At 35.0% G+C, this 19207-nt stretch carries 19 protein-coding genes and 1 pseudogene; 16 read left to right on the forward strand and 4 right to left on the reverse strand.

Annotated features, from left to right (window positions below):
• The first annotated feature begins 73 nt into the window (after positions 1–73).
• From IGJ76_RS02355 to IGJ76_RS02370, 4 genes are all read left to right on the forward strand, one after another.
• Entirely contained in the window at positions 74–979 is a 906-nt protein-coding gene (locus IGJ76_RS02355; RefSeq protein WP_430596709.1) for an oligosaccharide biosynthesis protein Alg14, read from the forward strand.
• A gap of 340 nt (positions 980–1319) precedes the next feature.
• Positions 1320–1991: a hypothetical protein gene (locus IGJ76_RS02360; RefSeq protein WP_430596710.1), complete on the forward strand. Its 672-nt coding sequence runs from the start codon at positions 1320–1322 to the stop codon at positions 1989–1991.
• A 134-nt stretch (positions 1992–2125) separates the two neighbouring features.
• A complete protein-coding gene (locus IGJ76_RS02365) occupies positions 2126–2635 on the forward strand; it encodes an RNA polymerase sigma factor (protein ID WP_270346328.1) in 510 nt (169 codons plus the stop codon).
• Positions 2636–2641: 6 nt separating this feature from the next.
• Complete coding sequence (locus tag IGJ76_RS02370; protein WP_270346327.1) at positions 2642–3670, forward strand: hypothetical protein; 1029 nt, start codon at positions 2642–2644, stop codon at positions 3668–3670.
• 90 nt (positions 3671–3760) lie between these two features.
• On the opposite strand, the gene IGJ76_RS02375 is transcribed toward IGJ76_RS02370, so the two are convergent.
• Entirely contained in the window at positions 3761–4702 is a 942-nt protein-coding gene (locus IGJ76_RS02375; RefSeq protein ID WP_071868794.1) for a 2-dehydropantoate 2-reductase, read from the reverse strand.
• 156 nt (positions 4703–4858) lie between these two features.
• Between IGJ76_RS02375 and IGJ76_RS02380 the strand changes: the two genes are divergently transcribed.
• The 9 genes from IGJ76_RS02380 (at position 4859) to IGJ76_RS02420 (ending at position 15807) form a co-directional block, all read left to right on the forward strand.
• Positions 4859–5977, forward strand: coding sequence for a glycerate kinase family protein (locus IGJ76_RS02380; RefSeq protein ID WP_271027338.1), 1119 nt, complete (start codon positions 4859–4861; stop codon positions 5975–5977).
• A 254-nt stretch (positions 5978–6231) separates the two neighbouring features.
• Positions 6232–7737 carry an Lsa family ABC-F type ribosomal protection protein gene (locus IGJ76_RS02385; RefSeq protein WP_285701603.1) on the forward strand — a complete coding sequence of 502 codons (1506 nt, stop codon included), beginning with the start codon at positions 6232–6234 and terminating at the stop codon, positions 7735–7737.
• A 98-nt stretch (positions 7738–7835) separates the two neighbouring features.
• A complete protein-coding gene (locus tag IGJ76_RS02390; protein ID WP_067485209.1) occupies positions 7836–8363 on the forward strand; it encodes a histidine phosphatase family protein in 528 nt (175 codons plus the stop codon).
• Between the two features lie 159 nt (positions 8364–8522).
• Positions 8523–9599 (forward strand): DUF871 domain-containing protein, encoded by a 1077-nt coding sequence (locus IGJ76_RS02395; RefSeq protein ID WP_270346321.1) that lies wholly within the window; start codon positions 8523–8525, stop codon positions 9597–9599.
• Complete coding sequence (gene murQ / locus IGJ76_RS02400) at positions 9586–10482, forward strand: N-acetylmuramic acid 6-phosphate etherase (RefSeq protein ID WP_067485204.1); 897 nt, start codon at positions 9586–9588, stop codon at positions 10480–10482. Before IGJ76_RS02395 ends, murQ begins: the two co-directional genes overlap by 14 nt.
• 13 nt (positions 10483–10495) lie before the next feature.
• Complete coding sequence (locus IGJ76_RS02405; protein ID WP_095803428.1) at positions 10496–12448, forward strand: glucose PTS transporter subunit IIA; 1953 nt, start codon at positions 10496–10498, stop codon at positions 12446–12448.
• A gap of 916 nt (positions 12449–13364) precedes the next feature.
• Positions 13365–14981, forward strand: coding sequence for a glycosyltransferase family 39 protein (locus tag IGJ76_RS02410; RefSeq protein ID WP_430596711.1), 1617 nt, complete (start codon positions 13365–13367; stop codon positions 14979–14981).
• Positions 14962–15504, forward strand: a complete 543-nt coding sequence (locus IGJ76_RS02415) for a DUF5677 domain-containing protein (RefSeq protein ID WP_430596712.1) — start codon at positions 14962–14964, stop codon at positions 15502–15504. The genes IGJ76_RS02410 and IGJ76_RS02415 overlap by 20 nt, the downstream gene beginning before the upstream one ends.
• Before the next feature lie 33 nt (positions 15505–15537).
• Positions 15538–15807: a hypothetical protein gene (locus IGJ76_RS02420; protein WP_244897468.1), complete on the forward strand. Its 270-nt coding sequence runs from the start codon at positions 15538–15540 to the stop codon at positions 15805–15807.
• A gap of 235 nt (positions 15808–16042) precedes the next feature.
• On the opposite strand, the gene IGJ76_RS02425 is transcribed toward IGJ76_RS02420, so the two are convergent.
• Complete coding sequence (locus IGJ76_RS02425) at positions 16043–16138, reverse strand: type I toxin-antitoxin system Fst family toxin (RefSeq protein WP_140444174.1); 96 nt, start codon at positions 16136–16138, stop codon at positions 16043–16045.
• Positions 16139–16532: 394 nt separating this feature from the next.
• Between IGJ76_RS02425 and IGJ76_RS02430 the strand changes: the two genes are divergently transcribed.
• Complete coding sequence (locus IGJ76_RS02430) at positions 16533–17144, forward strand: hypothetical protein (protein WP_140444175.1); 612 nt, start codon at positions 16533–16535, stop codon at positions 17142–17144.
• 15 nt (positions 17145–17159) lie between these two features.
• Entirely contained in the window at positions 17160–17630 is a 471-nt protein-coding gene (locus IGJ76_RS02435; protein ID WP_249024352.1) for a hypothetical protein, read from the forward strand.
• Positions 17631–17701: 71 nt separating this feature from the next.
• On the opposite strand, the pseudogene IGJ76_RS02440 reads toward IGJ76_RS02435, so the two are convergent.
• A pseudogene (locus IGJ76_RS02440) lies at positions 17702–17935 on the reverse strand (helix-turn-helix domain-containing protein); the annotation flags it as partial.
• A gap of 200 nt (positions 17936–18135) precedes the next feature.
• On the opposite strand from IGJ76_RS02440, the gene IGJ76_RS02445 reads away from it, so the two are divergent.
• Complete coding sequence (locus IGJ76_RS02445; protein ID WP_256869209.1) at positions 18136–18267, forward strand: hypothetical protein; 132 nt, start codon at positions 18136–18138, stop codon at positions 18265–18267.
• Between the two features lie 460 nt (positions 18268–18727).
• Here IGJ76_RS02445 and IGJ76_RS02450 read toward each other — a convergent pair whose 3' ends face one another.
• Positions 18728–19168, reverse strand: coding sequence for a helix-turn-helix domain-containing protein (locus IGJ76_RS02450; protein WP_095803431.1), 441 nt, complete (start codon positions 19166–19168; stop codon positions 18728–18730).
• Positions 19169–19207: the final 39 nt, after the last annotated feature.

Below are 19207 nucleotides of genomic sequence, written 5' to 3' on the forward strand. Positions count from 1 at the left end.
ATAATATTCGCTTTTCTATTTCTATAAGAGCTATGATTAGGAAAATTCTTTATGGGAAAGTGAGGAGAATGAAATGGCTGATACTCATGAAATTTTACTCGTCGCAAAAGATAAAAACTTATATTTTTTTCCTTTCATCGACTCTTTCGAAGTGATTTCTGGAAAAGACTTATTTGATGAACAGTTTTTACGAATGAATGCTGCAAAGTTTCGCCAATATCAACTGATTATTTTTTTGGATTTTGGATTTGAAGTGGCGATGGCTACTCAAGTTCGTCCGTTGACTCAGGCAAAAATAGTTGTTTTCTTTTGGAATCACTTTAAAAAAGAACATTATGAATTATTGGAACAAGTACAAAAGGATTCAGCGATTGATGAAGTTTATCATTTTGATGCGCTGGAAGCACATGAGTTAGGTTTGAAGCACAATAGCTCCTTCTATTCTGTAAATGTCCAACTACCCAAGGAACAAATCACAACAGATTTATTTTTTGGTGCGACTGATAATGGACGAAAGAATCTTGCTGAACAGTACCGAGCAGATTTTTCAGCAAGAGGTGTAACGACTAATTATTTTATTTTACCATTGAGAGGTAACGAACAAGTTGGCTATTTAAGTTACTCGGAATATTTGAGATTAGTGGCAAAAAGCCGGGGAATTTTAGAGTTGCTTCGTGCAGGACAACAGGGCGTAACATTGCGGACATTTGAATCCATGTACTTCCAGAAGAAATTGGTGACTGGAAACGATGTGATTTTTGATTATCAATGTTACCATCCAGATAATATCTTTTTATTGTCGCAACGATCTTTGGATGAATTACCCGAATTTCTTAACCAGCCCTATCAGTCAGTTTCGCCAGAAATTCTTGATTTCTTTGATGCGCCAAACTGGGCTAAGCGCTTCTTGGCTACTGATGAACTACTTTTTGAGCGCTATGAGTACCGGGCAGATTTGCTGGAAAGATTGAAAAAGTGAGGACAACTACAAATAGCTGATACTTAGGGTGAAAATAAAAAGAAATTACGACTTAAATATATATAAGTCGTAATTTCTTTTTTTAAAGTTAGTAGAACTTGCTTTTTCATTCGGTAAGAGAACACTACAGGATAAAATCTTTTTTAGCTCCTTTTTAGAAACTTTATTAGTTATTGGTGCAAAAAGACACATAATAGCAGGATTATTTAAAAGTTGGTTTATTTTCATTGAAAAACATTAATAATGTTTTTTAATGAAAGGATAAGAGTTATTATATAAATATGGTAAGCGCTTGCTTTTGAGATTTATAATAACGATAACAATAGGAAGAAGGATGGTTATGAAATGGACTAAGTTTTTATTACTTTCCATATTTGCAAGTGTTGGATTATGTGTGAGTGTAAGTAAGGATGTTCATGCAGCTGAAAGAATTGGTAAACCATTATCGGGTCCTGTCACTCAAGAAGAAATCTATAATAGATATTCTGATGATGCAAGTATCCTACTGATACCTGATGGTGGATTTCTTCATGGAGAAATGATTGAAACTTCTGCTATCACAGGTGAAGTAGTTGCTTATTACAATAGTGAGACAGATTCCAGTGCTACTACATGGGGGAAATTAAAAGATAAAATGGACCAAGTGCTAGAATCAGATGATTTTGTTGCTCCCCTCAATCTTCAACCAAGAAGAGCTACCCCACCTTCAACAGTTAGAGGTCTTTCTTATGGAGCAAGTTACACATCAGATTACTTTTCAGGAAGTGGTTGGCGATTTGCAGGATATTTATTCAAAGCAATAAATTCTGCAGGACCATTATTACGTTGGGAATCTCATAATGATGGTGGAGTAATCGGAACTGGGACACAAGCTTGGAACACACTAGATTCAGGATTTGCTGAAGGAACATTAATAAACAAGAATGCTTATTTATACTTAAATGGCACACAGTGCTACTTTAATCATAATCCTCAAGACGGAACATATTATTGGGTTGGAAATGTTGATTAAATTCGGCAACTAAGCCACAATACGATTAAGCAATCTATGATAAATTTGTCATAGATTGTTTTTTTATTTGTGGAACTTTTAGCTACTTTATTTCCTCTAATAGAGTGTGTACATAAAGGGAAGGTGAATGTTAGTTGTTAAAGGAAACTTGGTTAGTAAAGAAAGCACAAAAAGGTGATGGAGAAGCATTTGTACAATTGGTTAAGCAATACGAAATAGTATTATATGGGGTTGCTAAACGTTACTTGAACATAGAAGATTCAGCAGATGCCTTACAAGAGACGATGCTCATTGCATTTAAAAAGATAAATGGGTTGCGACAGCCCAAATATTTTTATTCATGGATTACCAAAATTTTGATTAACGAATGCTATAAAATACTAAAGAAAAATAATGTATATTCGTTTCACGATCCAGATTATTCATATGAAAAATTTACGACAGAAAATACTGAAAATGATAAGTTGGGTGATTTAATTACAGAATTGAATCCAATTTATAAAACACCATTATTACTTTATTACTATAGCGGATTTTCTTATAAAGAAATCAGCACAATTATAGATGAGCCATTAGGAACTGTTAAATCACGTATTTATAGGGGAAAAGAGTTGCTAAAAAGAGAGTATTTGAAAGGAGAATAAAATCTAATGAGTCAGAAATTTGAAAAGAAATTGGAAAATTTGAAAAAAGAGGATATAGAAATTCCTTTTTTGGTAAGACATAAAGTAGATGTAGCTTATTCAAAAATCAAGCTTAGTAAAGGTATCAAACATAGATTTACCAAAAAGATTATGTTAAGTGTAGTTTTGCTAATCACCTTGTCAATAATTATTGGAATTTCTCCGATAACACAAGCCATAAATTACTTGAAATTTGGCTCATTCTCGTCCGAAAAATTGAGAGAAGAAAATTTTATTGTTGCTGACAACAGTCACTCGCAAAGTAAGGAAATAAAGATTAGTTTAGAAGAATCATATATGGATAAAAAGCAAATAGGTCTACATTTTAGTATTAGTTTTCCTAAAAATTCAAAGTTACTCTCACCTGAGATTAACTATTACAGTTTAGGATTTTCAGTCAAAGACAAGAGTAATATATTATTTTCCAATGACACGAATGACGGCTCTATGGTAGGGGCATACACTCAAAATCAATTTTTTGATAAAAAAAATCGGACTTTAGAAATTACTTATTTTTTAAATAATTATCAGACTGAATTTTTAGCTGCAGAGGATAAGCAAAAGATAGAAATTACTAAAATCACAGGAACGATTCAAGGAAATACTAAAAAAGTTAAGCAGGGATTTTCACATGTAGAAACTGTAACAACTGAAGGGAAATGGGAGTTACCGCTGAGCACAAGAAATGTAGAAAATTTTCCGGAAATAAGATATACGGGAACGATAGTAGAAAACGGTGAGTTAGTAAAAGGGCAAGCTTTTCCAACGATGTTTAGAGTAGAAATAGATCCTTTTGAGTTTGCTAAAAACACAACAGATATAAAACTTGTTTCAGTAAAAAAGGGAAAAGTGAACGAACACAAATTATTAAATAGCTCTTCAGAAAATGGTAAACTGATTTGGTATTTTGAGTATTCAGATTATGATGAACCGAATGAAGTAAGACTTCAAATAAATAATAACAATGTAGCTACTTTGAGTAAATCTAAAAGTTAGCTTATTCCAAAGTTTGTATAGATTTTTTATGAATAAAGTAAAAATAGAAAAGAGCTGCGACAAAATCAACTGATGTCACAGCTCTTTTTTCTATTTTGCCCCCAAAAGGCCTTCTTTTGCATGAACGAGTTGCGTTAAGAAAGCACAATAAGGTGTTTGAATACCATATTTTTGTCCTTTGCGCCAAACAGCACCATTTATATAATCAATTTCAGTCAAACGATGATTTTTGATTAAGTCTTGATACATTGAAGGGTAATGAAGACCGATATTTGCAGGATCATAAGTTGCTGCAATGTGCTCGTTGACTTCTGGTTGGTCAAGCTGAATCCCTTCTTCAGCAGCAACAGCAGCAAATTCTGCAACAATTGTCTCAACAATCTCATTTGCGACGGGTTGTTCCCCAAAGCCAGCGATGTTGCAGTCTAAAATCGTACATAAGCCATTTAGTGTACCGTTGACACAAGCTTTACGCCAAATCGAATAACGAACATTTCGACTATAGACCGGATTTAGGTTTGCTTCGTCAAAAACACGAACGACTTCATGCGCAAAAGTTTCGCCCTCAGGTTCAAGATTTTCTAATTCGATTTCACCATTTCCCAATAAGGTTACTTTCCCTGGTCCATCCAAACCGGCAGTCCACATTGTGATACCAAATAAAATGTTTTTCTTAGGAACATATTTTTCTAACACATCTTCATGTCCTAAACCATTCAATAAACAAAGAACATGGGTCTTTTCAGTAATAATTGATTGGATTGCGTGGAACATGTCGTCTAATTGATTTGCTTTAGTTAATGCAACGATCAAATCAACTTGTGTTTGACTTTCAATCAATTCTTCAGGTGAATAAATAGGAATTTTGGCAACAACTTCTTCTCCATTGAAGTCTGCAACCAAGCCATGTTCTCGAATAGCTTCAATATGTTCGGGCCAACGATCAATCAAAATCACGTCATTCCCACTTTGATGAAGCATTAGTCCGATTCGGCTACCCATTGCGCCTGCACCAGCGATAGCAATTTTCATGTCAGTTCTCTCCTTTAAAATTCGTTTCTTAAAACCGTTCTATTCTAGTATATAGAAAAAAAGAAAAAATTAGGATTGTTTTGTTTGATAAAAACGAAGAAAAGTGTCTAACTGAAAGAAAGAGAATCTAAAAAAGTATGTCAGGAGGCGAAGTAAATGAATATTTTGGTTGCAATTGATTCCTTTAAGGGAAGCGCGACTTCATTTGAATTAAATCAAGCGGTTGCTCGTGGCTGGCAAGCCGTTCATTCAACTGACCAGTTAATAAACGTCCCCATTGCAGATGGCGGAGAAGGGACAGCACAAGCTTTGTTCTATTCATTAGGTGGGAAATGGCAAAAATTTTCTGGGGGAGACTTGTTATTTAGAAAACATGAAAGTCGCTATTTGATTACCCAGTGGCAGGGGAAAAAAATCGCAGTGATTGAGTCTGCTGAAGTGATTGGTATTGATTTACTGGAACAAGCAACAGATCAAACAATTCGTTTAGCTTCTAGTTTTGCATTAGGAGAAATAATTAAGGATGCGTTAGCACAACGAGTTGATGAAATTATCGTTACACTAGGTGGCAGTGGTTGTTCGGATGGCGGGTTGGGCTTACTGCAATCTTTAGGTGCAAAGCTGGAAGGCGTAAAGGATGGCAACCCATTACTGACAACGGAAAAAGTCAATTTTCAGGCAAGTAAAGCCCACTTTTCTCATACAAAATTACGAATTGCTGCGGATGTAACTAGCCCGTATACTGGCGAAAAAGGAGCAGCAAAATTATTCGGTAAACAAAAAGGAGCATCACCTGAAACAATCGATTTTTTAGAGAAACAGGCAAAAAAACTAGCGAAACAATGGTCCAAAGAATATCAAATTGACCTTGAAAAAATTCCGGGAAGTGGAGCAGCTGGTGGCATAGGTGGTGCGTTATTTTTACTTGGGGCACAGATGATTAATGGCTTTGAATTGATTAGCCAAATGATCGAACTAGAAGCAAAAGTAAAACAAGCAGACTGGATTGTGACGGGTGAAGGGAAAATCGATCAGCAAACAATCCATGGAAAGGTTCCTTATGGTGTAGCCATGTTAGCGAAAAAATACGAGAAACCGATTATTGCTTTTTGCGGCAGTCGCCAGCCCGATTTAGGGGAATTAACCAACTATTTGCCAGCAGTTTTTAGTATTCAATTAGGACCAATTCGATTACGTGAGGCAATGGAGCATGAACGAACAATGGAAAATATTGCTATTTTGGCGGGAAATATTTGTCAACTTATCCGTCGTTAATTTTTTTGATTGACAAAAATTTTAAATCTGTGTTAACGTAATAGACAAATAAACCAAAGTGAGGGATCCGTGCATTGAAAAAATAAGTCAATTGATTGAAGCTGCATTCAGACTGTACCTTGATGAAACAAGGGAGCAGTGTGCAGATTTTCAGAATTGGCTAGTTTTTCAATGGAGGGGTCTTTTTTTGCGCCCGTACCTTTGTGACCAGTTCTGAAAATAGGACTGGTCTTTTTTTACGAGGTGAATTATTGATGTCTAAAATCGAAATAAAACAACTGACTTTTGGTTATGATAACCAAGAAACAACTATTTTTAATGAAGCAAACTTAAACTTTGATACACAATGGAAACTGGGATTGATTGGCCGAAATGGTCGTGGTAAAACAACACTCTTAACGATTTTACAAAACCAATTACCTTATCAAGGACAAATCGTCCATCAACAAGAATTTGTCTATTTTCCGCAAAAAACACAAGACACCAGTCGCTTGACTTATTATGTCTTGAATGATGTAACTGATTTTGAGATTTGGGAAATTGAACGCGAGTTGAACTTGATGGAAACAAATCCGGAGATCTTATGGCGTCCGTTTGATACTCTTTCTGGTGGCGAAAAAACAAAAGTTTTATTGGCATTGTTATTTGTGGACGAAGCCCATTTTCCTTTGATTGATGAGCCAACCAATCATTTAGACTTAGCTGGTCGGCAACAAGTAGCAAAATACTTGAAGAAGAAACAACAAGGATTTATTGTAGTTAGCCACGATCGGGCGTTTATCGATGAAGTGGTGGATCATGTATTAGCAATTGAAAAAACACAGTTAGAACTCTATCAAGGAAACTTTACTGTTTATGAAGAACAAAAACGTCTTCGTGATGAATTTGAACTAGCGCAGAATGAAAAAATCAAAAAAGAAGTTAGTCGGTTGAAGAAAACAGCTGCAGAAAAAGCAGAATGGTCTCGTTCGCGTGAAGGCGATAAAACGAAGAAACGTGTCGGATTTGTTGATACTGAAGATCGCCGAAAAAACCTCGGAGCAATTGGTGCAGACGCTGCTCGAACGATGAAACGCTCCAAGGCCATTGTTAATCGAATGGAAACCCAGATTGGGGAGAAAGAAAAATTGTTAAAGGATATTGAATATATTGATGCGTTGACAATGAATTATCAGCCTTCTTATCATAAACGCTTGTTGAGTGTAGAAGAGTTGCAATTGAGCTATGAGTCACCATTGTTTGAAAAAATTAATTTTACGGTTGAGCAAGGAGAACGAGTTGCATTAGCTGGTCAAAATGGTGCTGGAAAATCTTCAGTAATTTACTACTTGCTAAACCAATTTCAAGGAATAGCCGAAGGAAAAGTGGGCTATCCTCAGAATCTCCGAATTAGTTATGTTCGCCAAAATTATGAAGACAATCGTGGAACGCTTAGTGATTTTGCTGAAAAAAATCAAGTAGACTATCAAGCTTTCTTGAACAATTTGCGGAAACTGGGAATGGAACGTGAAGTTTTTCATAATAAAATTGAACAAATGAGTATGGGACAACGAAAAAAAGTTGAACTAGCTAAATCATTAGCACAACCTGCTGAATTATATATTTGGGATGAACCATTGAATTATTTGGATGTATTCAATCAAAAGCAGTTAGAACAACTATTGCTTACGGTCAAGCCAGCGATGCTTTTTGTTGAACATGATCAAACTTTCTTGAAGAAAGTCGCAAATCAAGTGATTACTTTAACGCCAGTCAACTAGTTTTTGCTTTCTTGAAAGGTGGACGTTGATGAAAGCTTTTGGTATGTTGTAGGTAGTTTATAAAAATCAAAGATGAAGAGCAAAGGGAGTTTTATGACATGTTATATGTAACTAGGCACGGAGAAACTACTTGGAATGTTCAAGGTCTTGTTTGCGGACGAGCAGATGTTCCTTTAACTGAGAAAGGTAGACAGCAAGCAGTCGCATTAGCAGAAAAAGTTGCGACACTCGAGGTACCAGTAACTAAAATTATTCATTCGCCATTACAACGAGCAAAAGATACTGCACAAGCTGTTGCAGATAAAGTGGAGTTACCGTTGACGGCTGACCCACGTTTGATGGAAATGGATTTTGGTGCATATGATGGCATGCCTAGCCATGAAACGATATTTCAAGAAGCACGTTTAGAATTTGGGGTACGATTTCCAGAAGGTGAGTCACTCTTTGACATGTATGCGCGTGTTGTGCCAGTTTTACAGGAATGTCTAGCAGATGAAGAAAATACTTATTTGTTGGTCTGCCACAATGCGTTGATTCGGGCAATCAATGCGTATTTTACGCCAATGCCAAACGAAACCTTTTTTGATTTTTTTGTAGAAAATACTGAACTATTATCTTATAACTAAATGATTGAAAATGGCGTGACCAGGTCAGAGTCACGCTATTTTTTTATCTATCTAAGAAATAAAATTTAATTATTTTTATAAAAGTGTTGAAATTTCATTTCTTAAGCGTTATACTCTGTTCATAGAAATGAAGACGGATACATAAAGCGAGGGATGAACATGTTTGGGTTTTCAATATTCATGAATGAGCCATTAACTCCACAAAAAAAAGCGTATATTCATAAAATGGCAACTAGTGGTTTTATTGGCATCTTTACTTCGATGCATATTCCAGAAGATGATGTCAGTGCTTATCAAGGACGACTAAGAGAACTGGGCGAAGAAGCAAAAAAAAATCAGCTCGAATTAATGGTTGATATTTCAGGAGATGCGTTGAAACGAGCTGGGTTTTCGTTGACCGATTTAACGCCACTAAAAGAAATCGGCGTGACGGGCTTACGAATGGACTATGAATTGTCTAACAAACAGATTGCTGTTTGGTCACATCAGCTGAAAATTAGTTTAAATGCTAGCACGATTACATCGGAAGATATTAGTGAGTTGAAAAAATATCAAGCGGATTTTTCTAATCTTGAAGCGTGGCACAATTACTATCCACGTCCAGAAACTGGCTTAGCCAAGTCATGGTATCAAGAAAAAAATCAATGGTTAGCGGATCAGGGCTTTACAATTCAAGGATTTGTTGCTGGTGACGCTGATTTAAGAGGCCCGTTATATCAAGGGTTACCTACTTTAGAAAAACATCGTGGTGTCCATCCATTAGCAGCAGCGCTAGAGTTAGCCGAGTGTAAAACTGATTTGATTTACATTGGTGATGCAGGTTTGTCAGAAAGAGTACAGCAACAATTCGCAACCTATCAAAATAACCGAATGATTTCATTACAAGTAGAAGTACTTGATGAGGAATTGATTGAATTAGTCTTAGGCACGCATGTCAATCGCCAAGATGAGGCGAGAGATGTCATTCGAAGTGCTGATGCACGATTTAAAAAAATTCCACAAATTTCACCTAAGCAAACGATTGAACGAACGGTCGGGAGCATTACGATCGACAATGAAAACTATCTTCGTTATATGGGTGAGATTCAATTAACCAAAAGAAATTTACCAGCTGATGAAAAAGTGAATGTCGTGGCTCAAGTGGTTACAGAAGACTTACCATTGATTCACCAAATTCATGCAGGCGTCAACTATCAACTAATTCGTAAAGAGGGAAGAAAAGATGAGCAAAATTAATTTAGATAACTTAACAACGGAACGTAGAAATCAAGAAACATTTGGACTAGACGAGATGAGTGTAACACAAGCTGTTGAGTTGATGAATCGTGAAGACCAAAAAGTCGCAGAGGCAGTTGCAAAAGAACTAGGAAGTATTGAACCAGTAATTGCGCACACGATTGACTCATTTAAAAAAGGTGGACGTTTGATTTACATGGGCGCAGGCACAAGTGGTCGTTTGGGCGTACTAGATGCAGCAGAGTGTGTACCAACATTTGGCGTTGAGCCAGAAATGGTGATTGGCTTAATCGCAGGTGGCGAGGCAGCAATGACTGTAGCTGTTGAAGGTGCGGAAGATTCATTCGAGCTCGGAGAAGAAGACTTGATTCATTTAAATTTAACAAAAAATGACATGGTCATCGGAATTGCCGCAAGCGGACGTACACCATATGTTATTGGTGGCTTAGATTATGCTCGCTCAATTGGTGCAGTGACCGCAACGATTTCTTGCAATAAAAATGCTGAAATCAGTAAACATGCTGATTTCCCAATCGAAGTTGATGCAGGCCCAGAATTTTTGACTGGTTCAACTCGCCTGAAGTCTGGTACAGCTCAAAAATTGATTTTGAATATGATTTCAACAATCAGCATGATTGGTATTGGAAAGGTCTTTAATAATTTGATGGTCGATGTTAAACCAACCAACGAAAAATTAGTGGAACGTTCAAAACGAATCATCATGCAAGCAACAGAGGTTGACTATGAAACAGCTGAGCGATACTTTAATGAAGCAGAGCAAAATGTGAAATTAGCAATTGTTATGATTTTAACAAATAGTGATAAAGAAACTGCACAGGATAAATTGGTTGAAGCAAATGGTTTTGTAAAAGGAACCTTATAAGGGGGAGCGACTGATGGCTAAAAATGAATTGACTTTAGAAGAATTAGCAAAACGGATTTATGAAGAAGCTGGTGGGATGGACAATGTTGAGAGCATTGTCCACTGCATGACACGCGTACGAATGAAAATCAAAAATGACGAACTAGTTGACACAGAAAAATTAAAAGCGATTCCAGGTGTCCTGGGTGTTGTTGAAGATGAACAACTACAAGTGATTATCGGCCCGGGGAAAGTAAACAAAGTTGCTCAGCAAATGGTTGATCTTGCGGGTGTAAAACTAGGCGAAAAATTGCCGGAACATGGGACAGCAGAACACTCAGCCAATTCTGGTAAGGATTTGGTAAATGAACGAGCACAAGCAGTGAAAGCAGCTCAAAAATCAAAACAAAAACCATCAAAAATCAAATCAATCTTAAAAGATATTTCTAATATCTTTGTTCCGATGATTCCAGCTTTTGTTGGTACAGGGATTGTTGCGGGGATTGCCGCTGTATTAGCTAACTTAGTCACAGCAGGAAATCTTGATGCAGCAACTTGGCAACAATATATCGATGTAATGAATATCCTGAAAAACGGAATGTTCAGTTACTTAGTTATCTACACAGGGATTAACGCAGCACAAGTTTTCGGTGCTACACCAACTCTTGGTGGGGTAATTGGTGCCGTTGTGATGCTAACGGGAATGAATCCAGAAGCACCATTGAAAAATTTATTTACTGGTGAAGCTTTGGCAGCTGGTCAAGGTGGGATTCTTGGCGTAATCTTTGCTGTTTGGTTACTTTCAATAGTAGAAAAGAAATTGCACAAAGTGATACCGGATTCAATTGATATTATCGTGACACCAACGTTATCTCTAATTGCAATTGGTTTAGTGGAAATCTTCTTGATTATGCCATTAGCTGGCTTTATTTCAGACGGCATGGTTGGTGGAATCGATTGGGTGCTAAATGTCGGCGGAGCATTTGCAGGGTTTGTTTTAGGAACATTATTCTTGCCAATGGTTATGTTTGGATTGCACCAAATTTTGACACCTATTCATGTTCAAATGATTGATGAAACAGGTCGCACACTATTGCTTCCGATTCTTGCGATGGCAGGTGCAGGGCAAGTTGGTGCAGCGCTAGCTTTATGGATTCGTTGCAAAAAAGATAAAGAATTGACAGAAATGATTAAGGGCGCTTTACCAGTTGGTATTTTAGGAATTGGTGAACCATTGATTTATGGTGTGACATTACCTCTTGGCCGTCCATTTATCACCGCATGTATTGGTGGTGGTATCGGTGGGGCAGTGATCGGAATGATTGGTAATGTTGGTGCGATTGCTATTGGTCCTTCAGGTGCTGCATTGATTCCATTAATTTCAGATGGTAAATGGTGGGGCTATGTTCTAGGTTTACTTGCAGCTTACGCAGGTGGATTTGTGGCAACATTCTTCTTCGGAATTCCGAAAGAACAATTAGAAAAAGAAGCGTTAGCAGAAGAAACAAGTGACAATGTAGCAACAACCAATGAAGTTGTCTTAACAGCTGTTGCTGATGGAACAGTAATGTCATTAGAAGAAGCAAGTGATCCTGTATTTGCGCAAAAAATGATGGGTGAAGGATTTTTCGTTGAACCAACAAACGGACAAATTTATTCTCCAGTTGCTGGTACAGTTCAATCTGTCTTTCCAACAAAACATGCAATTGGTATCACGACACAAAATGGTATCGAAGTATTACTTCATATGGGGATTAATACTGTTGACCTTGGCGGTGCGCCCTTTGACGTGAAGGTGACAGAGGGACAAAAAGTTACGACTGATACATTGGTAGCAAATGCAGATCTTGATGCAATCAAGGCTGCTGGAAAAGAAACGTCAATGATGGTTCTTTTAACTAATATGGATCATGTAGAAAATTTTGTTTTGGAAAAAACAGGCGAAATGAAGGCTAAGACGGCTGTGATGGATGTGAAAACTGTGTAAAAAAGGTTGTGGCGCAAAGCGGCTAGCTCCGAAAAGATAGTGAGCAGGCACTCAAAATAGCTTTCCATATTTTGAAGTGGATGCAAACTATCTTGAGGAGTTGCTTTGGGAGCACCGTGAAAAAGGTTGTGGCGCAAAGCAATCAGCTTCAAGTAATAAAAAATGTTTTTCTAAAAATAGTTTTCCATATTTTAAGAAAAGAGGACTTATTGCCGAAGTAGTTGCTTTGGGACGCCGTATATAAAGTTGTGAAAGAAATACTCAGCTCCAATAAATAAGAATAAATTACCAGGAATTACTTCTTGAATTTTTGAGTCATTTAGGCTTCACTCGATTCCTGATTAGAGGACATCAAGGAGTAAAAATGAGTTAGGCTGGAATATCAAGAAATACAACAAAAAGAAGAACTTAGATTCCCACTCGCTTAAAATAGCTAACCAAAAACACGTTGCCAAAATCTTAAGAAAGATTTTAGCAACGTGTTTTTCATTTTTTGAAATAGCAATTCCCCAATAAAGGAATTTTTTAATTGCTTCTGGAATTTCTTTATCAGTTGACTCGCGATTATCAATTTTTCCTAATGCAATCATGTCACTGTAAACATGACAAAATTCTGGGCTATTAAAGCTAAAATTGATTGAAAGTTATCTGTATCCTTATTTTTTAGATAACCGTTGCATTTTTTGTATAAAATGGACAAGTCATGGCGTATTCACAATTATGCTCAAAAATAAATTTTTTTAGATTGTTTTAAATAGCACAAAGTTTTTGAGATATAATTAAAAATGATACGGAAGTTTTTTTTAGAAGTGCAAGAATAAGAAAAAAATAGATCCTTTACCTGCATTACGAGGAGTAAAAAAACTCCTCTTTTTTCTATGAATCAAGAAAGGTAGCGGGCTATGAAAGGGGAATAATGACAATACTATTCAAAATCAAGAATCATAAATTATGGGAAAGAAAATACTCTGTATTTCTGACTGTATTCAGTTTTTTAATCATGCTGATATTTTCCAAATCTTCTCCGCTCTACTTCATAAATGACTGGGTAGATGCCAATGCTTTTTTCTCGGTCGGTAAAGGAATCGCTCATGGGCAAGTGCCGTATAAAGATCTATTTGAACAAAAAGGGATACTCTTATATTTCATTCATACGATGGCTTACAAGTTGAGTGCAACTTCTTTTTTCGGTGTTTATCTATTAGAAAGTATTTCGTTTGCCATTTCGATGATTTTATTTTTTAAAATTTGTAATTATTATTTCTCAGAGAAAATAGCCTTTGCAGTTACTTGTTTATCACCAATAATCTTGCTAAATAAGGATTATTTTCGTGCAGGAGATAGTGCAGAAGAGTTTGCTTTTCCTTTTGTTCTAGGGCTTTTATATTTAATCATATCTATCTCTAATACGGATGAAAGAATAAAAGGGAAGCAATATTTCATTCAAGGCTTACTGATGGGATGTGTATTTTGGATAAAATATACTATGATCAGTCCGTGGATTGCCTTTTTTCTCTTTTTTGGAATCTATTATCTAGTAAGGAAAGATTATCAGCAGTTACTTAAAGCAGTGATTTGTAGCTTGCTGGGATTTTTGTTAGTCAGCATTCCAATCATCATCTATTTTTTAGTCAACCATGCGTTACATGAAATGTATTTTGTTTATTTCAAATTCAATATGGTGTTGTATCCACAATTAGTTGACCAGGGAAATAATGTAAATATAGTTAGCCGCTTTTTTAATACATTAAAGATATTTTTTACTTTGATGTGGCCAAACAAAATTAGTTTAGTTGTCTTGATGATTGGGTCTGTCTACCTTTTATTTACAAAGGCAATCTTTAAGCAAACTCGTTTTAAAGTGTTGTGGCTGTTTATGTTTTTATGCACTAACTTTTTTGTTTTTTATGGTGGAATTCCATTGAACTATTATCTTTTGTTGGACTTAACCATATTATTAGTAGGATTTTTGGGTTTTTGTGTATTGTTGAAAAATTTAGTAATTCGATATAAATTGCAACGGCCTGAAGTAAGTAAATTTTTAATATCAGGGGGCATTATTTTTGGAATCCTATTGATGGTTATTTCAAATGATACTTTTAGAGATATGCGCTTTTTTACTAATCGACCAAGCATTCAAATAAAAAATGCTGCAAATACAAATCCAAATGCAAAAGTACCAGCGCAGTTAGAATTTGCTAAATACTTAAAAGGCAAGGAAGATGTGACTCTGCTAAACTATCGCTTTGTTGATTATGGATTTTCTGTAATCCCCAATATTGTTCCGAGCGTCAAGTATTTTATGAATGTCAATATCCCGTACGAAGTTTATCAAGAAAGTATGGATCAACAAAATAAATATGTAGAAAAAAAGAAAACCGACTACGTCATTGCTGGTCTTGATTTGAATGATGATGTGAATAATTTTGGTACGCCTTGGCTTCACGAGAACTATCATCCGATTGCTGTCCATGTCCAGGAACGTGAGGAAAATATCTTGAAATATGTGCTTTATGAAAAAAATAAAAAATGAATTGATTAAAAAAGAAAAGAGGATTACTTATGGAATTGAAACCAGAAATGCTACCGATTTACAGAGAAATAACGAAAATTGTAATGAACACTATTCCCAAAGAAAAAAAGAAGTAGAGAATCATGATTTAGTGATAAGAACTTTATATTTTGACCTAGTTACTAAAGCTGAAACAATTAGTTTTCTATATGAAAATAAAAAAAGCGATGATATTGGTATGATTTTTCGATCTTTTATAGAGTTATATATGTATCTAAAATATATACTTGAAAAAAATACCGTAAATAAAGCTAGGGCTTGTTTTTATTGGCAAAAACACCAGAACATAAAAATACTAAATAATAATTTGGAATTGATGGATTCTGAAGAAGAACAGTTAGCTTTGAAGGAAATTGATGACAGTCTACGAAATAGTAATAATTCCTACTATGATGATTTGTCTACATACAAGGATTATATTGAGGCACAAATAAATTCTTGTTACACAAATAATATTTCCCTCGGAAAAAGGCGAAATTGGTAGAATGAGTCAGGTGATCAAAAAAGTATCAAATCATTGTTTGAAAATCTCAGCGAATTACAAGTTTATGTTGTAATTTATGCTAAATATCCTGCTTCTTCATACGGATTAAGTGTTCTTGGAAATATGGATGTGACTAAAAATAGCATAGAGATAACAAAACCGTCAGATAAAGATACAGGGCTTACTATTATAAATGGATATCTCTTTGATATGACGCAAATTATTGTTGACTATCATGATATTAGGCAAGAAGTTCCGCCCTCAATATTAGAAATAAAAAATATATTTGGCCAACAGAATTAAAATGAAAATCTAAGTCCAACAGAGTATGCTTGGATAATCAAAAGACAAATTTAGTGTAGATTATTAATTGTACGAGGACATTTAAGTTGAGCATTTAAATTATTGATGCTATAATGTGATTGCGAAATGAGATAAGCTATACACGAATAGCACAAAAGCCAACCCTATTGCGAGTAGGGTTGGCTTTCTTTATGTTCGTTGCGACTCCGAACATGTGGGTTAGAGACAACTTGCTTTAGTTATCGTCTTTCTCGTCTAACCAGTGAGAAACTAGTTCGATGACCAGTCCAACAAAAATTGGTGCGATAACCAATGAGATAAGCTCTTTCACGAAAAACACCCCCAATCAGGGGCAAGTTGCCAAAAAAATTATACCATTAAAAAAGCATAGTACAAAAAAACTCAGCGAATTACTTTTAAATTACACTTATGCTCTAGATCGATTAAAATTTGTGATCAATAAATTATATGGAACTTAAAAAAATAATGCAGATAAAAAAGTTCAATAGGGTATACTCTGTTTCCCTTTAACTTAATCTGAGATTTAAACGAATTGCGGGGCGGTCTTTTGACCTAGGTATTAAAAGGAGAATAGTTGTTAGCAAAGTAATGCACTTATGTTTATAAAATAACTTTTTATGAACATAAATGTATACAAAACTTATTATGATAATCTATATGTGTAAATACATATATTACAAATAAATAAAAAGGAGATCTTAATGATGAATAACTCACTTAACGAAAGTAATCGCTATAAAAATGTGTGGCTTTGGTATTTGTTACTAATGATAGGTACATTGGTCTTATTGTTTTATCCTACAATGATAGCAAAAGCAGATGTTCAAGAATTTCTTACGTTAGATACAACAATATTAAATAAAGAAGATTTACCCTCTGATGTTCCTATAGAAAAAACATTGGAAAATATAACTAAACAAAATAGTAGGACTGTAGAAACAGGTATTTTAGAGTCTCAAAACGATGATCGATCATTAAGAGGAACAACTGTTGTTGGAGCCAACATTATTCGTATGAGTGGCACAACTTGCCAATTATATATTTCTTGGGCTGGAACAGATTCAATCGGTACTTGGCGTGCGAATAATATAAAAGCGACGAATTTGAATTTGATTAGTCCAGTAACATATCTAAATATAAATAACTATAGTAGGGAAACAACTGCTAGTCCAGTGGGAACTTGCTATGTAGGAATCATGTCCATTCCTACTGGAGAAACGAAAGCCAAAGTTTCTGCAACAAACTTACAAGCTTATTACCTTAGTTATGGATGGAGATCAGGTATAATTAATAATGGAACTGTAGTTATTAATTAGTGAGAGGAGAAAGCTTTGAGAAATTTTTCCGAGTTACTGAAAAAGTACCAAGATGCATTTATATATACTGACAAGCGAGAAAAAACAAGTGATATTTTGAAAAAAATTGTTGACGTAGAAGAAAAAAAAATTGACTTTCTTTCGCAAAAACGGATTAAGTTATTAGAAGAAAATATAGTAAATTCGATATATTTTGATGAATCGAATGAGCCTTCAGTAAAGTTGCTGTTTGTGATTAACAATGAAAGGAGTAAAAAATATTATCAACATCCATACTTTATTCAAAGTGTCACAGATCCATTATTGAAAGACGAGCGAATATATGTTTTTTATGATGAATCGGTGGGCATTCTTGAAACGAATAGTAGTCTTTTAGCTTTAGATGTTAGAATACTTACGGGTATTTCCAAAAAGAATGTTGAAAAAGAAGATATAATTTTTAAAGATTACATTTCTGCTTTTGAGCGGAAATTTGATTTAACTTAATTCATATTGATAGTTTTTTTATTATTTTTAATAAAAATCAAGTTAAAAATTCAGTGTGGTATAGATAACTATTAAATTACAATATCCTGTTTTATTCGATAAACTGTCTGTCTAGTAACATTGTAATTTTTCGCAATCTTTGAAATAGCGATACCCTCATTTAAATCCTTAACGATGTTTTCATAAACTAAACGTCGTTGAGGATTTTTTGTGTCTGCGCTATAAAGTTTTGGACGTCCCTTGTAGACACTATTCGCTTTGGCAATTTTTATTCCTTGTGCCTGACGTCGTTTAGATTCAGTACGTTATTGGTACTCTAGAAAAAAATATTCAATGAGATCCAGTTTTGGTTATATGAAAAAGATATATACATTACTGATAAATTTACATAAATAACTGAGTAAGATTCGAAGTATCTTTGATAAAGAATTATCCTGGTTAATCAACGGCAACTAGCTCGTGAATGTTTACACGATATAGAATGTAGTTAAGGAGAAACGAAATAATGAAAAATAAATATTTTAGTTGGGGGATATTAGTGTTAGTAGTCGTAGTCGCTGGTATTTTAGCTTTATTTAAAGCCGAAGAAGGTTGGCTTGGATTTTGGGATGGAATAATAGAATCTACTATAATCTGAAAAATATTATGATAGGTTACGCTTACTTTAGATTAATCCATAGAGTAGTAACAACGCTGCTATTACTCCAACTTTCATTTTTCAATCTCCTTTTCTGATTCTATTTCTCGGATCGCTTGCTTGATGATATCCATAAGCTTCTGATATTCTAAAATTTGATCTTCTATTTTGGATCGCTCGGCAAGCATTTCTCAATAGCCAGCTGAAAGCTGGGTAGAATACCTTTTAATAACACTTGCATGATTAGCTACATCAACTACAGGCTCAACACCTACTCCCAATACTAAGTCGCCGCCCTGAATTTCTCCAACAAACCCCTCATGAGGATTTCCGCGAAGACCATTGTTGTCAATAACAGGAACATAATTTAGGAATTTAACCAGATTATTTTTGTTTGATATCCATAATACTTTATCAGCATATCTGCTTTCACATTATAACAAGTACGGTAAAGAAAAAACTAAAAAAAAATCAAATCAACCCCAACTGCAAGAATAACCAATATATTTAAAACAGAAAGGAATACTCCTAAATATAAAAAACTGTGATATATTTTCAATTTTAGCCTCTTTTTAAACTCCAAAGTTAAATATATCAAAATAAATGCTGCTAATGGAGTAAAGAAAGAAGCAATTGCTACCAACAATAGAAAATAAAAATTTTGATTGTTTATGGCACCGTTCTCTTCCGGAGTAGATTGAAGCATCTCAACGGAATCATCTATAAAATAACTAATTGGAACTTCATAGAATTTACTAATTATCTTTAAGTTTTCTGTATCTGGAATAGAGTAACCTCTTTCCCAATTAGAAATGGTTTGTCTCGAGACATTAATTTTGGTAGCTAGTCCTTCTTGCGTATAGCCGGCTGCTTTCCTTAAATTCCTCAGTTTTTCTTCCATAAATTGCCCTCCAATATTAAATTTCAAAGGTTTGCAAAG

This window comes from Enterococcus sp. DIV0175 (assembly GCF_050529075.1).
In the GTDB taxonomy this organism is placed as follows: Bacteria; Bacillota; Bacilli; order Lactobacillales; family Enterococcaceae; genus Enterococcus_B; species Enterococcus_B thailandicus.